This is a genomic window from Mesobacillus stamsii (genome assembly GCF_030814065.1).
GTDB classification, from domain to species: Bacteria; Bacillota; Bacilli; order Bacillales; family Cytobacillaceae; genus Mesobacillus; species Mesobacillus stamsii.
In genome coordinates, this window is the sequence record NZ_JAUSUN010000006.1 from 153715 (window position 1) to 171734 (window position 18020).

General features: G+C 40.1%; 10 protein-coding genes. 1 reads left to right on the forward strand and 9 read right to left on the reverse strand.

The annotated features are described in order from the left end of the window. Nucleotides 1–17 precede the first annotated feature (17 nt). The 5 genes from cas8c to J2S25_RS07295 form a co-directional block, all read right to left on the reverse strand. Nucleotides 18–1883, reverse strand: coding sequence for a type I-C CRISPR-associated protein Cas8c/Csd1 (cas8c, locus tag J2S25_RS07275; RefSeq protein WP_307191576.1), 1866 nt, complete (start codon nucleotides 1881–1883; stop codon nucleotides 18–20). Continuing rightward, complete coding sequence (gene cas5c / locus J2S25_RS07280; protein WP_307191599.1) at nucleotides 1880–2590, reverse strand: type I-C CRISPR-associated protein Cas5c; 711 nt, start codon at nucleotides 2588–2590, stop codon at nucleotides 1880–1882. Before cas5c ends, cas8c begins: the two co-directional genes overlap by 4 nt. A gap of 195 nt (nucleotides 2591–2785) precedes the next feature. Beyond that, nucleotides 2786–5212, reverse strand: coding sequence for a CRISPR-associated helicase/endonuclease Cas3 (locus J2S25_RS07285; RefSeq protein WP_044390818.1), 2427 nt, complete (start codon nucleotides 5210–5212; stop codon nucleotides 2786–2788). 278 nt (nucleotides 5213–5490) lie between these two features. Continuing rightward, nucleotides 5491–7218, reverse strand: coding sequence for a glycine betaine ABC transporter substrate-binding protein (locus J2S25_RS07290; protein WP_307191577.1), 1728 nt, complete (start codon nucleotides 7216–7218; stop codon nucleotides 5491–5493). Then, complete coding sequence (locus J2S25_RS07295) at nucleotides 7215–8426, reverse strand: quaternary amine ABC transporter ATP-binding protein (protein ID WP_044390830.1); 1212 nt, start codon at nucleotides 8424–8426, stop codon at nucleotides 7215–7217. The genes J2S25_RS07290 and J2S25_RS07295 overlap by 4 nt, the downstream gene beginning before the upstream one ends. A 450-nt stretch (nucleotides 8427–8876) precedes the next feature. Here J2S25_RS07295 and J2S25_RS07300 point away from each other — a divergent pair, with 450 nt between their 5' ends. Then, a complete protein-coding gene (locus tag J2S25_RS07300) occupies nucleotides 8877–9821 on the forward strand; it encodes an EamA family transporter (RefSeq protein ID WP_307191578.1) in 945 nt (314 codons plus the stop codon). 170 nt (nucleotides 9822–9991) lie between these two features. On the opposite strand, the gene J2S25_RS07305 is transcribed toward J2S25_RS07300, so the two are convergent. Genes J2S25_RS07305 through J2S25_RS07320 form a run of 4 tightly spaced genes read right to left on the reverse strand, consistent with a single transcriptional unit; the run spans nucleotide 9992 to nucleotide 18003 of the window. Further along, a complete protein-coding gene (locus J2S25_RS07305; RefSeq protein ID WP_307191579.1) occupies nucleotides 9992–11272 on the reverse strand; it encodes a TIGR02679 family protein in 1281 nt (426 codons plus the stop codon). Further along, complete coding sequence (locus J2S25_RS07310; RefSeq protein ID WP_307191580.1) at nucleotides 11265–15353, reverse strand: TIGR02680 family protein; 4089 nt, start codon at nucleotides 15351–15353, stop codon at nucleotides 11265–11267. The genes J2S25_RS07305 and J2S25_RS07310 overlap by 8 nt, the downstream gene beginning before the upstream one ends. Continuing rightward, nucleotides 15350–16516 carry a TIGR02678 family protein gene (locus tag J2S25_RS07315; protein ID WP_044390812.1) on the reverse strand — a complete coding sequence of 389 codons (1167 nt, stop codon included), beginning with the start codon at nucleotides 16514–16516 and terminating at the stop codon, nucleotides 15350–15352. The genes J2S25_RS07310 and J2S25_RS07315 overlap by 4 nt, the downstream gene beginning before the upstream one ends. Next, nucleotides 16513–18003 (reverse strand): TIGR02677 family protein, encoded by a 1491-nt coding sequence (locus tag J2S25_RS07320; RefSeq protein ID WP_431305956.1) that lies wholly within the window; start codon nucleotides 18001–18003, stop codon nucleotides 16513–16515. Before J2S25_RS07320 ends, J2S25_RS07315 begins: the two co-directional genes overlap by 4 nt. Between the last annotated feature and the right edge of the window lie 17 nt (nucleotides 18004–18020).

Sequence of the window (18020 nt, forward strand, 5' to 3'; positions counted from 1 at the left end):
TTTCATTCTCCTTTTTATTATTCTATATTTTCTTTTTTCTGATACAACTCATGCCGTTGACTATAAAACCCTAATAAATATTTTCCTGATAATGGTTTATTATTAAAATCTGCATAATCAATTTGGGAAGCTACCTCATCTATAAGGCTGGATAAATATCGAGATTTTGTACCTAGTCTTGCTTGATATGGCTGCAGACTTTCTTGAATTGTTTTCCATGTTCTTGCAGGACTTTTTGAAAAAGAGTTCATATATCGAATTGCATTGCTTGAACGGTTTTCATCAGGCCCTAAAGCTCTTCTTTCTAGTACATCTGCAATCGCTAACAACCTACCAAATAAATAATCCCGTTCCTTATTTTCCTTGTCCAATGTCACATTGTACCCCTCCATTTTATTAATCAATGCACAAGTAATACTTAACGTTTTTTCCCACTCCCATTTCTCCATTGATACAGGATTGGAGGACCGATTCATTGCGTTTTTAACAATGTCTAATGGAATAACTTTATTATCAATAATGCAGGGTAGCAGTCGCTCCATTAATCCTTTCACAATCTTCTCGTTAGCTTTTGGTCCGTATGCTGCAAACGCAATGTCTTTTGTTGCCGGTGCTCCAAAAAAATGGACGTATTCACCATTGTCATTTTTACGGTAGCGATGAATCCAAGCACAAGTAGAATGCCAGTTTTTCAGCCTCTCTAAATAAAGCTCTTTGTGTAAATTACGGTAGTATAATACAGCTAATCGACCTGTAGTGGCAGAATCAAGTAATAAAACATTAACCTCTGATTTTAGCGTTAAATTATTTTTGTGCCCATCGAAAGCTTTCGCGATTTCTCTGGCAAACTCTTGATTTGTATGAGATATCTTTTCTCTTTCTATTGGCACAGGATCAATTGAAAAAGTATCTTCGGTGACATTAGGAATAGAAAGATCATCATTGCCCCAAACAAGAAATACCCGCTGATCAATCACTTTCCCTTGGCGATTAATCAACCATTTTAACGCATTATGTGCTTTTTGAGACACTTCATAACTGATACTTGCCACTTCAGAACTTTTATTAAAGCGCCCCCTAAATGTGAAACCGCTTGTATCGTTAGCTGAAATTAGCTTTGCTTTATCACCCGAATTACGTATTTTATTGGCGTGTTTATCCGTGCTAGGCAAAAAATTTCCTGTTATATAACAAAGATCTTTATCCCCTAATAAATCTTGATAAAAACGAATGAACGAATTATACATTTCTTGATCCTTCCAAACTTCTGTTAAAAGTTTTTTAGAAGAATAAACAGTAAATCGAATAAAAGCACTTTCCTGCCCACCAGTTACAACGGAAAAAATAGCTGGCTTTTCTGCGTAGGTGGACTCATACTTTTTATCCCATGTTTCGATTAAATAGCCACTGCCATCGAGAAATAATATCTTCGAATCAACTAAATCTTTAATTAAAGTTCTTTTTGATACATAGTTATAAATACTTTTCACTTTTGATACTGCATACGGCGATTCTGCCCATTCTTTTAATTGTGCGATATAGTATGTAAAGGGTTCCTCTTTTTTTATTTTGCCACCGTATGCAACAAAATCACCTGCCACATAACTTAACTTATCATGAAGTGGATAAGGAGCAATTTTTGATCCTGCTCGATTTGCGGATCCTTCAGTGCATGGAATTAATGTGTTCATTTCATTTTTATCTAGTATCCTTGCGGAATGAAAAGTTCCATCTTCTGTGATCGTTACCTCAATATGTGCATTTTGTGTTGTATGAGAAATTGGCAAAAGTGTAAATTCTCGATCATTCGATTTCTTTTCAACTACTCCTACTCGATCAAAATTTGATTCGTACGTTTCATATAAGTTTAATAACCAACTCATTTATTCCCTCCCTCCTCTAATTGACTCAAAAGCTCGTCTGCTGATTGGATAGTTGTGAAATTCTTTGGATGCATTTCTGTAATTTTTCTTATTAAAGTGCATTGGTCTGGATGTGGAAACTTGATAATTCCCTCTTTCATCACCGGATTCCACAGTCGAACTTCCATTTCATTTCTTCCCGTTTCATCAGGGTAGTTAATCCCATGTATCATCGTTCCATAATGGATTTCTCCTTGGTCATAGAAACCTTCCCCCTCGCCAAAAACACAAGGTTCTACATATGCTTGACATTCCCTTGTTCCTAAGAAAACATCTCTTCTCCCTCCAGCTCGGAGAGATCGTTTCAGGATATTAAAATGTTTGTTTTCGTTTCGATCAAATGCCATGTCTGGTCGATATGGATTAAAGATAAAATGTGCGCGTACTTGATAACGAGCATCCTTTAGGTAAGTATAATTTGCTAGTGTATTTCCTCCCCCATATTCAATGGGACGAATACCTTTAGATTCCATTTGGATCGGATTCATTATCCTTACTTCATCCACAACCATCAGTAACGTAGGCTTCCAATAAATTGATTCTACAATTCCTTTAAGTGCCTGGTAAGTCGGGATTTGATAGGATAGTTTTTCTCCCCCCATCTTTGTTAAAGGATCTGTGAATAAGGCATATTTTCCATAGACTTCGAATTCAATCATATTTCTCATCATTTCACCTCCAAAAATTCTAAATATTTTTTATAATTAAACAATACTCCTCTTTGAGAAAAATGTAAATGATATATTATATGAACTTTTTGTAAACTTTCTTTAATATGATATAATTAAGTTGTCGCTTTCTTCTTAGCGCGGATTGAAATATATAGTATATTATTTGTTAAAGCCTATCTATAGATAGGCTTTTCAAATATATTCCAAAGGTAACTGACTATCGTTTTCTAAATTAAGTCCAAATTCTCTGTCATAAGCTCCTGCTTTTAACACAAAAATTTTCCCATCCAAATAACTCACTAATCCATCATTTTTAGATAGTTGGTCCAGTTCATATTTAAAAAGATTGATTGTATAATGCTGGGCTTTGCGTAGTAATCGAGTAAGATCATCAATGGAACCATCACTGTTTAGATTTGCGATGATCTCTTTGCCATCTTCAAAAGGTACAATCACAGATGTTGTCAAATCTTCAATAACTTGAAAATGCTCTGCTGCCGTTTTATAGCTGTTGACAAGAAATAACGGAGGAACGCCTCCATTCCTCGCCTTGTAAGCTTGATAAAATCCGCTTTTATTTTTATTAGCCGTCAATAATTCGGTCATCGTTTTATTCAAACCAGGAATAAAATAATTTAAGTCGGATGAAAACTTAGTGTAAAATTCTTTAAAATACCTTTCCATTGCGAGCTTTGATAGAATATGTCCGCCATGATTTGAAGCATCTTGGTTTAGATCGACTAAAATTTTTTTTGATATCTGTTTGCCCACGCTAATTTCCTTTAAATGTTTTAAGTTTTCCTCCTCATGATCAATAACATAAACATTTTGAATATCTTTTTCTCCATGTCGATTGCATCGTCCAGCAGCTTGGGCAATAGAATCCAAACCAGCTAAGGAGCGAATGACACATTCAAAACTCACATCGACTCCAGCTTCAATTAGCTGGGTACTGATACAAATGATTTTATTCTTGGAAAGAAGGTCATCTTTAACTTTAATTAATATATTATTTCGATGTGCTGCACACATGGAAGTACTTAAATGATAAGCAGAAGCCTGGATATTCCTTTCCTTTAAAATTGTGTATAAGTTTTTAACGACAGTCTTTGTATTTAATATAATTAAAACACTTTGGACGTCTTCCATTTTAGCCTCAATAAAATCTGCTAATTTTTCATTAGTAAAGGTTTGATTTGTTGCCAAGTCGATAATCTCTACTCGCCTAAAAGCTTCAATTACTTGATCAAGATGACCAATAATCTCAGCATCCGGATTTATTTCTAACTTATTTTCCACAAAATCCAACGCTGGTTGAGTTGCAGTACATAAAACAATACTAGACTGTGCATATGTTTTTAAAAAATTCAAAGCCTGATTAAATAAAGAAACACAGGATATTGGAACTTTCTGTACCTCGTCAAAAATAATTACCGATTCAGCTAAATTGTGTAACCTCCTTATGTTTCTGCTTCCTTTTGCATAAAAAACATTCAAAAATTGAACCATCGTAGTAAAAATAATGGGAGAATCCCAATTATCTTTTGCGATTTTTAATTTTTGCTGAACACTCATAAACCCGTCTTGCAATTCATCGTTCTCATTTTCGTTTTCAATTATATTGGAATGATGTTCCAATATATTTCCTGAATCATGTAAAATATCTCGAACTTCTTGCGCATTTTGTTCAATAATAGTGGTGTAGGGAACAATGTAAATAATCCTTTTTTTATTGAAAAGTTTGGCGTGTTTTAGTGCATAACGTAAACTTGCTAATGTTTTTCCCCCGCCTGTTGGTATTGATAATGTATAAATCCCTGATGGTTTCTCCGCAAATACATCACATTGGTCTGACATCTCAGTTCTTAAAACATTAATAGGGTGATCAGCGTTAGAGTCGTTTTTGAACGTATTGATTTTATTGATAACTTTCTCGTAATACACAGAAAATAGTTTTTCATGATCAATGGTTTTTTCATTGGTTCGATTTCCCTCAAATTGTCTCGTATTCGTACGGTCTGCATCAATCAACGAACTAAAAATAAATTTTGTTAAAAACATTAATTGTTTTTCAGTGTTTTCCGAACTTTCTTTTGCCAAAAACGCTTCTAATTCAATTGCTGCTTTATTCACAAAATGATGAAAATCTTGCTCACTGATAACGTTTTCAAAAAATAGTTTCTTTGTTATTTCAAAGTCTTTTAAATCCTTATCGCGTACTCTACTTAAATAATTAGATTCCAATTCCGGATTCAAAAAATCTTGCAAATACGAGTGATGCGACAGGATGGCATTACCGACAATCTCAGCAACAACTCCCTTATATCTTGAAATATTATCTTTGTGAAACAATTCGTATAATAATTTCCCTCCTGCCGTTGAGTGGTCAACGCTTCCACGTTTAGGAGGTGCTGCAGGATTATTAACTGCTTGTAATATGTATTCTCTAAATTCATTCGAGTATTTACCAAGGTCATGCAGCATTCCAGCTAAACCAGTTAAATGCTTTACCCCTAGCTTTTCTCCATATGTTTCTGCTAACTCTTTAGCTGCCAACAAATGTTCTTCAACAGTTTGAATCGTTTTGTCACTTTCACGAATGTGAGCGATAAAATTCATATAATCCCTCCGTTAGAAAATGAAAAAAGCAGAGGTCACCCTTGGTCTAAGTGTGTTCCTTCTGCTTCACATGAGGTAAGTTCGAAAACTCCAAAATTTTACTCTAATTTTATTTTGAGTTTTCTGTCTGATTTTGTCAATCATTATCATAAAACTTTTGGAATAAATTTCGACATTTTCCTTCTATTTCCGTATAAGCAAATAAATTCGCGATTGATTGCCCCCTTAAACCAATAAAAAAGAGGACAGTCAATTAGAACTGTCCCCTGCTTGCAAGGCTATTTTAACTCTTCAATGGAATTAATTTCTACATATTTTGGAACGACTAAGCCATTTTTTGTTCCTTTTAGATTGAGTCCGAGATCGACGAAATCGTTCTTGTAGGTATTAAAATATTCTTCATGGGTACTTGGCAGCCAAGCTCCAACGAGTGCATCGGAACTGCCGTTCGCAACACCGGCATACATCGGACCAACTTCAACCTGGCTGAGGGAGACATCGTAGCCATACTGTTCAAGAACCTTGCCGATGACGTTCGTACTGGCGATTTCTGTATCCCAAGCCACATAGACAAGGTTCATTTTTTTGCCATTTCCCTTGTCGGCACCATTTGTCCATTTAGATACTTTCTCTTGATTTTCAGCAATCCATTTTTCAGCAGCTTCACTTGGAGACATTCCTTCTTCGATATAGACCATCACTGCTTCCATATCGCCCGTCTCCCAGGAAAATTGATCAAGGATTTTATAAGCACCTGGAGCATCTTGTTCAAGGCCTTTCCTGACGATAGTATGGATTTCTTCGGCCCCGCCAAATACACCTTTCGGGTCATCAAGATACTTTAGATCAAACTTTGAAAACATCCAATGAGGTGACCAGCCGGTGATGATGATTGGCTGCTTGTTTTCATAGGCTTTCTTTAATTCTGCAATCATCGCTGCTGAAGATCCTTCTACAAGCTTCCAATTATCCAGTCCATATTCCGTTATCGAGCTGTTCGCCTGTTTCATGATTCCTGCTCCAGGTTCAATCCCGATTATTTCATAATTGGTTTGTCCACCGATTGCCTTTGGATCTCCCGGTAAATCCTTTTCAGTGGCAAGGCCTTGTACAACAAGGGTTCCAACGATAAGTGCGACGATAATAGAAAAAACATACTTCCCTTTAATGATATGGCCGTATGCCGGCTTGCGCAGATTTTGCGTCAGGCGATCGAGGATGATTGCAATAAAGACAATCGATATCCCTGCTTCAAACCCTTGACCAACGTTTATTTGGCTGACGGCCCGGTAAACATCTGCACCAAGACCAGGTGCTCCAACTAACGACGCCGTAACGACCATCGACAAAGCGAGCATGATGCTCTGGTTAACCCCAGCTAAAATGGTTGGAGTGGCCAATGGCATTTGGACTTTGAACAATTTTTGGCTGCTTGTCGAACCAAAGGCATCCGACGCCTCAATCAGATCATTAGGAACTTCGCGAATCCCAAGATTGGTCATGCGGATGGTTGGAGCAATTGCGAAAATAAACGAAGCAATAATCCCCGGCACAACTCCGATTCCAAAAAACAGAATGGAGGGAATCAAATATACGAATGCAGGCATTGTTTGCATGAAGTCCAGAATCGGCATAACAATTCTTTGCACTGTTTTATTTTGAGCACTCCAAATTCCTAATGGGATCCCAATTAGGATTGTCAGAAATCCCGACACCAGAACAATCGCCAGTGTTTGTAACGCTGATTCCCAGTATCCCAAATTATTTATCAATAACAAGCTGACAAACGTAAAGATTCCCAATTGCCATCTGCTTGTATAGGCCAACAATAAGGCAAGAACGATGATGAAAACAATCGGGGGTCCTGCGCCTACTACATTAACGATAAGGTTCAATAACCCATCGATTGTCGCAGTAATAAAGGAAAATAAACCAGCAAATGCTATAGTAATCCATTCCACAAAGGAATCGATCCAACTTCCAAGAGGGATTTTGGGTAAATTCATGTCAAGTCTCCCTCCATTTCGTTCAGTGAATCTTTATTGCCGGCTAAAGCACCTATGACTGCACCTCTGATGATGATTCCTTTCATTCTTTTTTCTTCATCAATTACAGAGATTGGAAAACTTGATGTTGCCATCGTATCCATAAGATCGGCCAATAATGTATCCTCCGTAACCGTTGGAATTTCAGTTGTCATTACGGCAGAAATTGATAGGTTCTGGTCGATGGCCTGCCGGGCTTGCTCTGCGGTCAAAGCCCCAAGCAGTTTTCGATGGCGGTCGACAACAAATATGCTGGAATACCCTTGGTTCCGCATAATTTCAAGAGCAACCCGCGGACCTCTGTCAACACTGATTCTTTCCGCCCGTTTCATAACATGTGAAGCTGTTAAAACTTTGGATAAATCAACATCCTCAACGAATTTTTCGACAAATTCATTAGCAGGCTGCATCATAATTTGTTCTGGTGTTCCAAGCTGAATGATGCTCCCGTCCTTCATCAATGCAATTCGATCCCCGATCCGCAATGCCTCATCCAAGTCATGTGTAATGAAAATAATGGTTTTCTTGTATTGTTCTTGAATTTCAATCAATTCATCCTGCATGTCTTTTCGGATTAAAGGGTCAAGAGCGCTAAAGGCTTCATCCATTAAGATGATATCGGTATCACTGGCAAGCGCCCGTGCAAGACCAACCCTCTGCTGCATGCCGCCGCTCAGCTGGGATGGAAGCTGGTTTTCATAGCCTTTTAAGCCTACACTCTCCAAAGCTTTCATCGCTTTTTCTCGCCGTTCTTCCACGGGTACTTTCTTGATTTCTAGACCATACTCTGCATTCTCCCGAATCGTTTTATGTGGGAACAAGGCGAAATTTTGAAAAACCATGCTCATTTTCTTCTGTCTGATTTCCCTTAATCGAGCACTGTTCATCTTGACGATATCTTCATTGTTAATAAAAATCTCCCCAATCGTCGGATCAATAAGCCTGTTGAACATTCGGATTAAGGTAGATTTCCCACTTCCAGATAAACCCATAATCACAAAAATTTCTCCAGGGTATATTTCGAAGTTGACATTATTAACGCCAACTGTCTGTCCTGTCTGTTTCAAAATTTCCTTTTTCGATTTTCCTTGCTTCAATAGATCAATTGATGCTTTAGGAGATTTCCCAAAAATCTTGGAAACATTCCTCACTTCTACTATCGGATTCATCCAGTCACTTCTTTCTTGTAAAATTGTCCATACAAATAGGTTTACCATTAATTGAATTTTATTGCCAGGAAGTTTAGAAAAGGCAAATAAAGGGGGAACCACCAAGTGACATCCTTGATAATTCAATAAAAGAGCCTCTTAGAGAGAGACAAAATGGTAAGGGAAACCAGCACGAAAACTGACTTTTTGATATAATAAGGGGTTATCAAATCAATCAAAAAGGCGTGTTTTCATGAGGGTCACATAAAAGGATCGAAATACGCATTGTTACTATTATACAAAAGATGTTGAAGAAACTCAAATTTTGATCCTTTTTTCATAGTAGAGGGTAAAAAGCAATATTGGTTCTCTGAGATAGTATTTTTTTTCAGGTATTATTTGTGAGTTTCTCTACTTATCATAGAAACTGTCATATACTATAATTATTGTCATGAAAAAGGGGGGGAATCGATGAACAGGCGAAAGGGAATCTTCCTCGTCATAACGGGAGCGATATTTTGGGGGATCGGCGGAACAGTGGCAAAAAAGCTGTTTGACGAATATCAGATTGATGTAAATTGGTTGGTTACAACCCGACTGCTGATAGCGGGCTTTTTACTACTGGCAATTCAATTTTTTAGAGCGGACCGTTCCCAAATATTTGATGTCTGGAAAAATCGCCAGACTGTCTTCCATTTTATCATCTTCGGTTTAGTTGGTATGTTATCCGTTCAATACACCTATATGGCCTCCATTGAACATGGAAACGCTGCTGTAGCGACACTCTTACAGTATCTGGCGCCAGTTATGATCATTGTATACTTACTTCTTCGCAAACTGACAGTTTTCACACGAACAGACATGTGGACAGTCACTCTGGCGCTTTTGGGAAGCTTTTTTTTATTGACGAACGGGTCCGTTTCACAATTATCAGTGCCTGCAACTGCTATTGTTTGGGGTGTTTTATCTGGAATAGCACTAGCATTTTATACTCTTTATGCCGTTCCGTTACTGAAACAATACGATTCGCTTGTAGTTGTCGGATGGGCTATGATCATCGGTGGTTTTGCATTAGGCTTCATCCATCCACCGTGGCAAATAGACATTGAAACACTAGATTTGGAAGCTTATCTTTATTTAATCTTCGTCATCCTATTCGGTACAATGGTTGCATTTTGGTTCTATATCGAAAGCCTGCAAAGCCTGCAGCCGAAAGAATCAAGCCTCTTAGGCAGCATGGAACCACTAGCCGCCGTACTGACGACAGTCTTTTGGTTAAAAGAACCATTTGGAATTTTTCAATGGCTAGGTGCCCTTTGTATCATCGGAATGATATTTTTATTAGCTATAAATAAGAGGTCCACCTCTCAAGATCCGCCTACAATAAACGAAAAACCTCTTATTACAGAAAGTTAGTCCTATTATATGGTCGGTATTAAAGGAAAAATACAAAGTCTATCAACATTATTTGCAAGCTTTTTTGTTAAAAACTGTCCGAAGTTGCTCTAGTTCGGACAGCTTTTCCCCTTTTTCCGACAAAACCAGTCCGAATTTGGCTCTAGTTCGGACGATTTCGACAGCAAAGCTTATTCCCTGTATTTCTTTATATCACCGATCAGCAAATCCACCAACGCTTCCTGATAGCCCGCTTTTTTCTTTTCCGTTAATAGAGGAATCATTTCCTTCCAAATTTGCGGATCAACACTTGCTAGTTTTGAAATACGTTCGGTAACATCCTCTTCTGAAATACTTTTTTCATAATCCGTAGCGTCCATTCTCCACAATACAAGCTGGTTTTGGTATCTTTTTTTTAAACGGTCGGCAATCAGTATACCTTCAGGATCAAGGTCACCGGAATAAAACAACGTACAATTGACCGCGGTCAATTTATCGAGAAGCCTCCAGCCTGCTGCACGCAGCTGTCCATGTGTGCATACTACGGGAGCGTAGGGTACTGCATCCATTATCGTCGAGGCAACACTGGAATTTTCGACAATCCAAACGGCGCTGCCGGAAGCAGGTTGGATTTTTTCCAGCTTTCCGAGTTCTTTCATTGGGACATTTAACACTGTTTCTGTTTGGACAGCTGCCTCCCAGACAGGATGAACCCCCTTCTGTGTCCATGCCACGAACCCGTTTACCGTTACAAAATTCCAAAGATCATCCCTTAGTAAGCCAAAGTCTGCAAGCAAATCATTGATTTCTTCCGTGCTTTTTGGAAAGGGAAATTCTGGATCGGCTATTTTCTTATAGACCGAAAGTGTATGAATCAGTAATCTGCCGCCAATATTAGCGATATCAAAATAATGAGGATTGCCTGTTGACCTCTGTGAAAAGAACGGCAACCTTTCGAATTGTCCCTCACCAGGCAATGACTGAAACGCAAAGAATACTTTTTTCATTGTTTCAGCAAGCTGCTGTTCATTTTGATGAAAAAGAGACCAAATCCATCTTGAATCGGAACTTCTCGATCCGAGCCATGAAATCCACCAATCTGCATTAGGCATAACCTCTTTTAAAGAATCCAAAAAATCATTCTCCCGCCCCCGGATTTTTTCAGCTGCTTCTTTTTTAGACAACAGTGGCTCTTCAAATATTGCTTCTAGCAGATCAATGAGCTTAACATCAGAATACCCGGTGTTCGCTAATTCATTTTCAAATTGGGCAAGACCAATCCTGCCTTTTTCATGAAGGACGGCAGCTGATAGGCCAAGGAAACCGGCGATCGATTCGATCTCCGGTTCCTCAAATCCTTTCAAGCTAACGAATCCACCACTTCGGCCTAATGATCGGTATTTGTCACGAAACAAGCTGAACAGCTTCATAAATCCCGGTTCTTCCTTAAAAACGCGAAATCTGCTATTCATTTATCATCATTTCCTCAATAGATTCCTCAAAGACTAGTGACTTTTGTTTTCCGTCCCATTGATAGCGGATGACCGTGACATAATCAGCATTTTTCGGCCGTACCAATTCGCAAATTGCCAGGCTGGAAATGGTGTCATAATCCCCCCATAACGCTTGAGAATTCATGATGTAATTGAAACCAAGCTGTTCGACGACCTCGAACATGTCACGGATATTATTCTCATCCACACCAGCAAATGCTTCATCAAGTGAGATGATGAAAGGAGCCATATCGCCTGCTTCCTTGTATCGGGAGTAAGCCGCGGTAAATAACGGAATGTACATTGCCATCGCTTTTTCACCGCCACTGAACTTGAAGAAAGCATTATTTGACAGCTCACGCTTTGGTTCATTCACTCGGCTAAACGAGAGCACAAATGTGAACCATTTTCGGTAGTCGAGTACTTCTTTTAAAACTTGATGCAGCGTGGAACCTTCATTTCTGAGCTGGATCAATTCCTTGGCTTTGCCGATTCGTGATTGGAAGTGTTTCGTAATTCTTTGGAGATCTTCTTCATTCAAAAACTTGCTGTTCCGCTGTAAAAGTTGTACCAAATCCTTTGTATCCAATTCCTGTTCAGATTCAGCCGTCAGGGGCTTCCATGCAATGGAAAAGATCAGTCCGGAAGAATTATCACGATCTGCCATGATTTTATCCATTTCCTTCACCCATTGCTGTGCGCGTTGAATCCGATTTCTTAAAATAATGCCGACACTGTTTAAAATGATATCCTCATACAATTTGCGATCCTGTTCATCCAGCCAGCCCTGCTGTTCCTCCAGCTCCTTTTTCAGCTCAGCAGAAACATAATAAGGACTGACACGCTGGCCGCGGTATTCCATTTGAATCAGACGTCGGCCTTTTAGCTGCTGCCACTCATTGATGAATGGCTCATACTTATCGGCCTGTGGTTCAGCAAACCACAGCGGCATTTCAGCATCTTCGGTATATTCAAACATTCTGTATTCCGTTAAGTGTACTTGCTCGTTAATAAATACCTTCGTAAGCAATTCGGATAATTTAGATCGCTCATGCTTTTCCAAAATATTTCCGAATTCCGCTGTTTCATCAAACGGAAAGAAGTTTCTTCTTTTTTCTTCTTCGACCATTTTGCCCCATTCTTCACTCATCTGCTTCCAAAAGAATAAATCTTTTTGGCTGTCTGCGAGCTTTTCCTCGTTGCGTTCTAGGTCTGACTCTTTTTGAGGCAAAGCACTCCGCACTCGGTCGATTGCTTCTTCCGTTTCATTCAATACCCTCTGGACTTCACGTATCCTGTTTCTTACTTCATCGATCCCCTTCAATTGCAGCTGCAGGTCGATCGATTCCATTAGCGCTAGTATCTTTTCACGCTGGCTTTCCTTTCGGCCCCGTTCTCCATTTAACACATCAAGATCTTCTTCCAACTCGGCAATCCGTTGGACATTCGTTTGCAAATGTTTTTTGGCTGCGAATACCTTAACATCATTATTTTTTAATTCATGTAAAAAATCGATATAGCTTTGTGCTGAAGTAAGTGCATCACCTAGATCTTCCAATGTCATGGAAATATTTAACTGCATGCCCTTATCCCGTATCGTGCGCTTCACTTCTGTGTACTTGTCATACACAAGCTTCCATTCTTCATCAATCCGGCTCAGCATGATTCTTTCATTCTTTAATTGATGCTGCTTATTTAAGATTTGCTCATGGAGATCCATCAAAACCGCATCTTCTGGCATTTCTCGCTTCCACATTTCAATCGAAACTAGTTCCGACCCGAGGATTGCTAGCTCTTGCTTTAAGTCCGCAAGTTCCTCATTCAACTCCTGAATCGTTTCCATCCACTGTTGGATAAGCTCCCGCTGATGCCGTTTCCTCGATGTCCTGCCGATATATTTTGAAGGCCCCTCAATCGGAGCGTGCCCTACTAAACAGCCAATGGAGTAGGTTCCGTCAGCATCAATATGGAAGCCAGACCCATCAGCTTGCAGGGGAATGGAACGCAGCACCTGGTCAACAAACTCTGGTGTTAAGGAACTATCATCCTCCAGGTCAGGAACCAAGTAGTCTGCTAGCGTATAGCCCATTAATCGCGGTTCAGGCATCAAAATAGCATCTTCCCTTGGAGAAACTGGTTCATCCGTAAGCAGACTGTCTAAAATCCCTGTTCTCATTAATGCAGCCTCAAGCCGTTCTTTTTCCTGTTCCGTTACATGCTCCTGGAATTCAATTGCGCTATAAAACGGAAGGAAACGAACTCCTTCCTCGCTAAGTTTGCCACGTTGTTCCATCGTTCCTGAAGATCTTGCGGGTTCGACCATCTTTTGGGTCTTAATCCGGATAAGTTCTGCCTCTGCCTCGGTTATCGCTTTTTCTTTTTGCTCGATCCTGTCCTTTGTCAGTGCTTCATCCTTCCTCACCTCTGCTTCATAAGCTTGGATGGCAGTAAAAAGTTGGGACCGAACAACTTCAAAGCGGTTGTTATCATATAACCCTTGAAGTGCACGAGCAATTTCTTGACGCAGCTCATTTGGATAAGATAGTTTAGGGTGATTTTCGATCCAAAGAAACACATCATTTTCGAGCTTTTGATGCTCTTCTTCAAACCAGTTTTGGTAATGGTCAAGGTCCTTTTGCAGGCTGTCCAATTCCTTCTTCTTTTCCGATGAATTCCTTTGCAGCCGGTTTTGCTCTTGACCTAACCTTTCAGATTCAACAGCCAGCTTTTCGAGTTCAGCAATCAATGCCAGATGACCTTTCGCTTCTTTTTGCCAAACCGTGAAATCAAATCCGTTTTCCTTCGTCCTGTTGAAGTCTGCCACATTGACATTGTGCTGAAGAAAACCACTAGCATCGCTATCTATTAAAAGTTCACCTAATAGTTCCTTTTCTTTTTCAGCATATCGAAAAAGTTCATCTTCGGCGGCCTGCTTCTTCTGTAACTCGTCACGAAGTTTCCGGTTCACGTCTTCTATACGCTTAGTCAAACTAAGAATTTCTTTTTCTGCTGCTGAAGATTCTTCTACTTTCTCTGTTCGCTTTCTTTCCAGCGACCAGACTTCATGCTGCTGAAGGGAGTGACTTTCTTGTTCGGCCACCTGCTTCTGCTGTTGACTTCTTCCAAGCTCTACCCTTAGTCTGACTATGTCCTGCTCTAGCTGTTGTTTCTGTGTATTGTACTCATTCATTTTGGCTTCTGCATTCTTGCTTTTTTGCAAAGCCTTCTCCCATTGCAGTGTCCGTTCAGCCAAAATATACTTATTATAGGTGTCATACGCCGATTCCAGCCTTGTGATGGATTCCGCTTCCCTTTGCAGTTGCTCCAGCTGCTGTTGAGTCTGGTCCATACTTTCAATCGTATCAGATAGGTGGCGCAGCTCATCATCCGTTAATGGCGGCAAAGCTGATTCGAGAATTTCATATATGACCGTCGGTTTAAAGTCCTTTGATAATTTTGGGCTTCGCAACTGAATCAAAAGCTTGATCAAGTCCTCATATGCATCGATTGACTGGAATCCGAATACATATTTATTGACCAGTTCCATATACTCCCGCTGAGAATGAACAACGTACCCTCCCTGCCCAATCCGGTTTTCTAATTCCTTTGCAGATAATGGGATTTTTTCACCAGTATGCTGTTGGGCAAGCTGAAAATCATGTCCAATTCTGCGATTATCGGTCAACAAAAAATACCATGACTTGATTCCCTTATTGCGCTTCGCCTGCATGCCAATCCCGGTAGTGATATACTGTTCCGTACCTTGTTTTTTGTATTCCATAAACAAATAACCAGTTCGCTCATCTCGGTCAACGACTTCCTTTTCTCCGAGTAGATAATCCTCCATCCGTCTCGCTTTGGAACCAAATGGATCCAGCCGATCAGGAGATTTTTTTCCGTCTAGCAAGACAGGCAAAAAACTTTGCATCGTAACCGATTTTCCAGAACCATTCGAGCCACGCAATAATAGTTTGCCTTTTTCAAAATGGAATACTTCTTCATCGTAATACCAAAAATTCAACAATCCCGCTCGGTTCATCATCCACCTTGTATTGTTCATTCCTTCTCGCTCCCTTCAAAATCGCTCGGGAATGTTCCAGCAAGAACACCCAGCAGTGGTTTTATTTTTATCAATGAACTTTCTGTTTCTACCTCAGCCATCATCCAATCTTTCATAGCCTCGACCAGTTCCGCACGAATACTGCTATTGCCTTTTTCACGAAAGTATTTAGACCATCCCCGCTCATATTGATCGCGCAGTTCAAGGATGATCGCATCCATTTCCCCCTCCGTCAAAATGATTTCCCCATTTTCTCGCGGCTTATACTTCTCCGGATGATCATGAAGATGTTTGGAGATTTGGAGGATCAAATCGGTCGAAGCTTTGGAATCAGGATATAACTGCCGGTATTGTCTTAAGGCATCAGTCGAAAGAAATGCAGTGTTTTTGTATACATGCAGTTTATAATCACTATGATTCTCAATATCTTCTGAGAGCCTATTACGGAAATTCCGGATGTAGAGGAAATCAGGATCTTGCTGATCCAACCGGTGAAGTCCAGGGGAAAAGAATAATTTCCGATACACTCGTTTTCTCCGTTCATCCTCCTGGTTGAGCCGCCAATCTTCATGCAAAAGCTCTTCCCAGTGCTGATAGCTGGTAAAATCATCAGGATAGGTTCTCATAAAATAACGGCTATAAACCGTTGCTTCATATAAGACCTCCTGCTCCTCATTATGATCATACCTGCTGATGTCGCCATCAATTGTCCTGATCAGCTGGAAATCAATTAGCACCTTGATTGCTCTAATCAAAGATTTACGATGTATGAACATCGTCCAGTCAAGGGAAAGATCCCCCGGGTAGTCAGCTTGAATTTCCTGGCTCAATTCCGATAACAGAAATTGCTCATCGACCGATTTGCCTTCAAGAAACGAAAGCGCACAGCAGAAAATGGCATAATCCATCGGTTCCTGAAATTCTGTAACCCCCATCCATCTTTCGGGTTCAACCGGGATCTTTTCTAATTTGATGAAATGCTGATGCACGATCAGCCTCAAGCCGAATTTTTCATTGATATAACGGCGCAGCACCTTCTCACGTTCCCGGATAAGCTGATACCATTCGGGCTGTTCGCTGCGAAGGATCCAATAATGATGGAATAAAAGATCCATTCCAAGAATAGCTTTTTCATCGAAATCGAGTGTTTGCTCAGGCTTCATGCTCCGGATCCTCCTTCCCCTTCAAAGGTGAACAACGCATCAGGCATCCGTAAAGTTCCGTCTTCCGCATGAAGGTGAATCGATTTTTCACGATCAATCGACACCTTGACGATCATGCCATAATCGGTCTTTACTCTTCCATCCTTGCTGGCCATCGATTTTCCAATCCAGCTTAACAGCACTTTTCTAACAAAAGGCTCGACTGTAGCTAACGTTGAAAGCCTGATGACGCCTTCGTCGATATGTCTTTCAATTAATAGCCTCTCTTGTTTTCTCTCAGCTAAATACTGCTCTCTTTGCTGACGTTTTCTCTCTGTATTTGATACCATCGAACCCGGCTTCGTCCTTTCTCGATAACGATTCGTCCGCGGTTTGAGTGGGAGTAACACCGGATCTTCTTCCCATGTTTCACTATGTATATTATCGGTACTAACTTCTTCCAGCTGAAGATGCTTGATCGTCATCGCACCAAATACAACGGAAGATAATTTGTGAGCCTCTGCTATCGTGTCCGTGCTAACGAACCACTTAGCCAAGTGCAGATAATCATTTTTTCGGCTGCGGAAATGCTGCTGTCTTTCGCCAATACGCTGTACATAACGAGTCATTCTTCTGATCATTTCATTTGTCTGCCATTGCAATACATCTAACTCACTTTGCTGTAAGCTTGATCCAAGGAACCATTGTCTTAAGGAATCCCAATATTCGAGATACTCCATTCGCCATTCCTCAACCGATGAACGAACATCCTCCAACCTCGGAATGGATTGTCGATGTTCAATCAGCTTTTCGAAAAAGACAGACATTTTATCTAGAGTCAGCTCATCCAGTCTTTCCCTGATTTGCAAAGCGGTATTTTGTAAGGAAACAATAAAATCCCGTAAATAAGTCGTGAATTGATTTTTATAGACCAGAAAAGCCTCTGTTTGCATCCGTTGGTCTGTTTGTTCGCTATTAATGTATGCGATATAGTCGGCTGTACTTGTTCGGATCGTCTGGAAATAGCGGAATACATCCTCCCAAATTCTGAGGTACTCTTCTGGTTTTTTTGACAGATCACCTGTTAATTCCTTCTGCAAGTTTGCTAATGACTGCAACAATCGATCAAACTGCGACCGTTCCAACGATCCCTGGAAGGTATCTCCTACCTTCTTCTCAAGCACAATCAGCATCCGCTCAATTTCAATTGTATAAGGTGTTGATTGGTAACGAAACCGCTTCTTCTTATATTCCTCAACCGTCTTTGCATTCGTCATATCCTGCCGTGCGATTAAGTTGTTCCATTTTACAAGCTGGGCTAGCTGCTGATGCAGCTGTTCTTCCTGATAATCGCCAAACATTGGAATAGTCCGAAGGTAATCTAGAAGTTCCTCAGGGGAAATGAAATCCCTCATTCTTTCATGCTGATGGTAAAAATAACGTAAGATCGTTCGGTAATGTGCAGCTGAATCAGCTGTTAAATAACTTGCCTCGACAACTTTTTTCATCGTAACGTCCACTCTCA

What these genes read in the sequence shown, in the direction of transcription:
- J2S25_RS07300 (WP_307191578.1), top strand. Translation starts at nt 8,877, where the DNA reads ATGAACAGGCGAAAGGGAATCTTCCTCGTCATAACGGGAGCGATATTT.
- J2S25_RS07305 (WP_307191579.1), bottom strand. Translation starts at nt 11,272, where the DNA reads ATGAATAGCAGATTTCGCGTTTTTAAGGAAGAACCGGGATTTATGAAG.
- J2S25_RS07285 (WP_044390818.1), bottom strand. Translation starts at nt 5,212, where the DNA reads ATGAATTTTATCGCTCACATTCGTGAAAGTGACAAAACGATTCAAACT.
- cas8c (WP_307191576.1), bottom strand. Translation starts at nt 1,883, where the DNA reads ATGAGTTGGTTATTAAACTTATATGAAACGTACGAATCAAATTTTGAT.
- J2S25_RS07290 (WP_307191577.1), bottom strand. Translation starts at nt 7,218, where the DNA reads ATGAATTTACCCAAAATCCCTCTTGGAAGTTGGATCGATTCCTTTGTG.
- J2S25_RS07310 (WP_307191580.1), bottom strand. Translation starts at nt 15,353, where the DNA reads ATGAACAATACAAGGTGGATGATGAACCGAGCGGGATTGTTGAATTTT.
- J2S25_RS07320 (WP_431305956.1), bottom strand. Translation starts at nt 18,003, where the DNA reads ATGAAAAAAGTTGTCGAGGCAAGTTATTTAACAGCTGATTCAGCTGCA.
- cas5c (WP_307191599.1), bottom strand. Translation starts at nt 2,590, where the DNA reads ATGAGAAATATGATTGAATTCGAAGTCTATGGAAAATATGCCTTATTC.
- J2S25_RS07295 (WP_044390830.1), bottom strand. Translation starts at nt 8,426, where the DNA reads ATGAATCCGATAGTAGAAGTGAGGAATGTTTCCAAGATTTTTGGGAAA.
- J2S25_RS07315 (WP_044390812.1), bottom strand. Translation starts at nt 16,516, where the DNA reads ATGAAGCCTGAGCAAACACTCGATTTCGATGAAAAAGCTATTCTTGGA.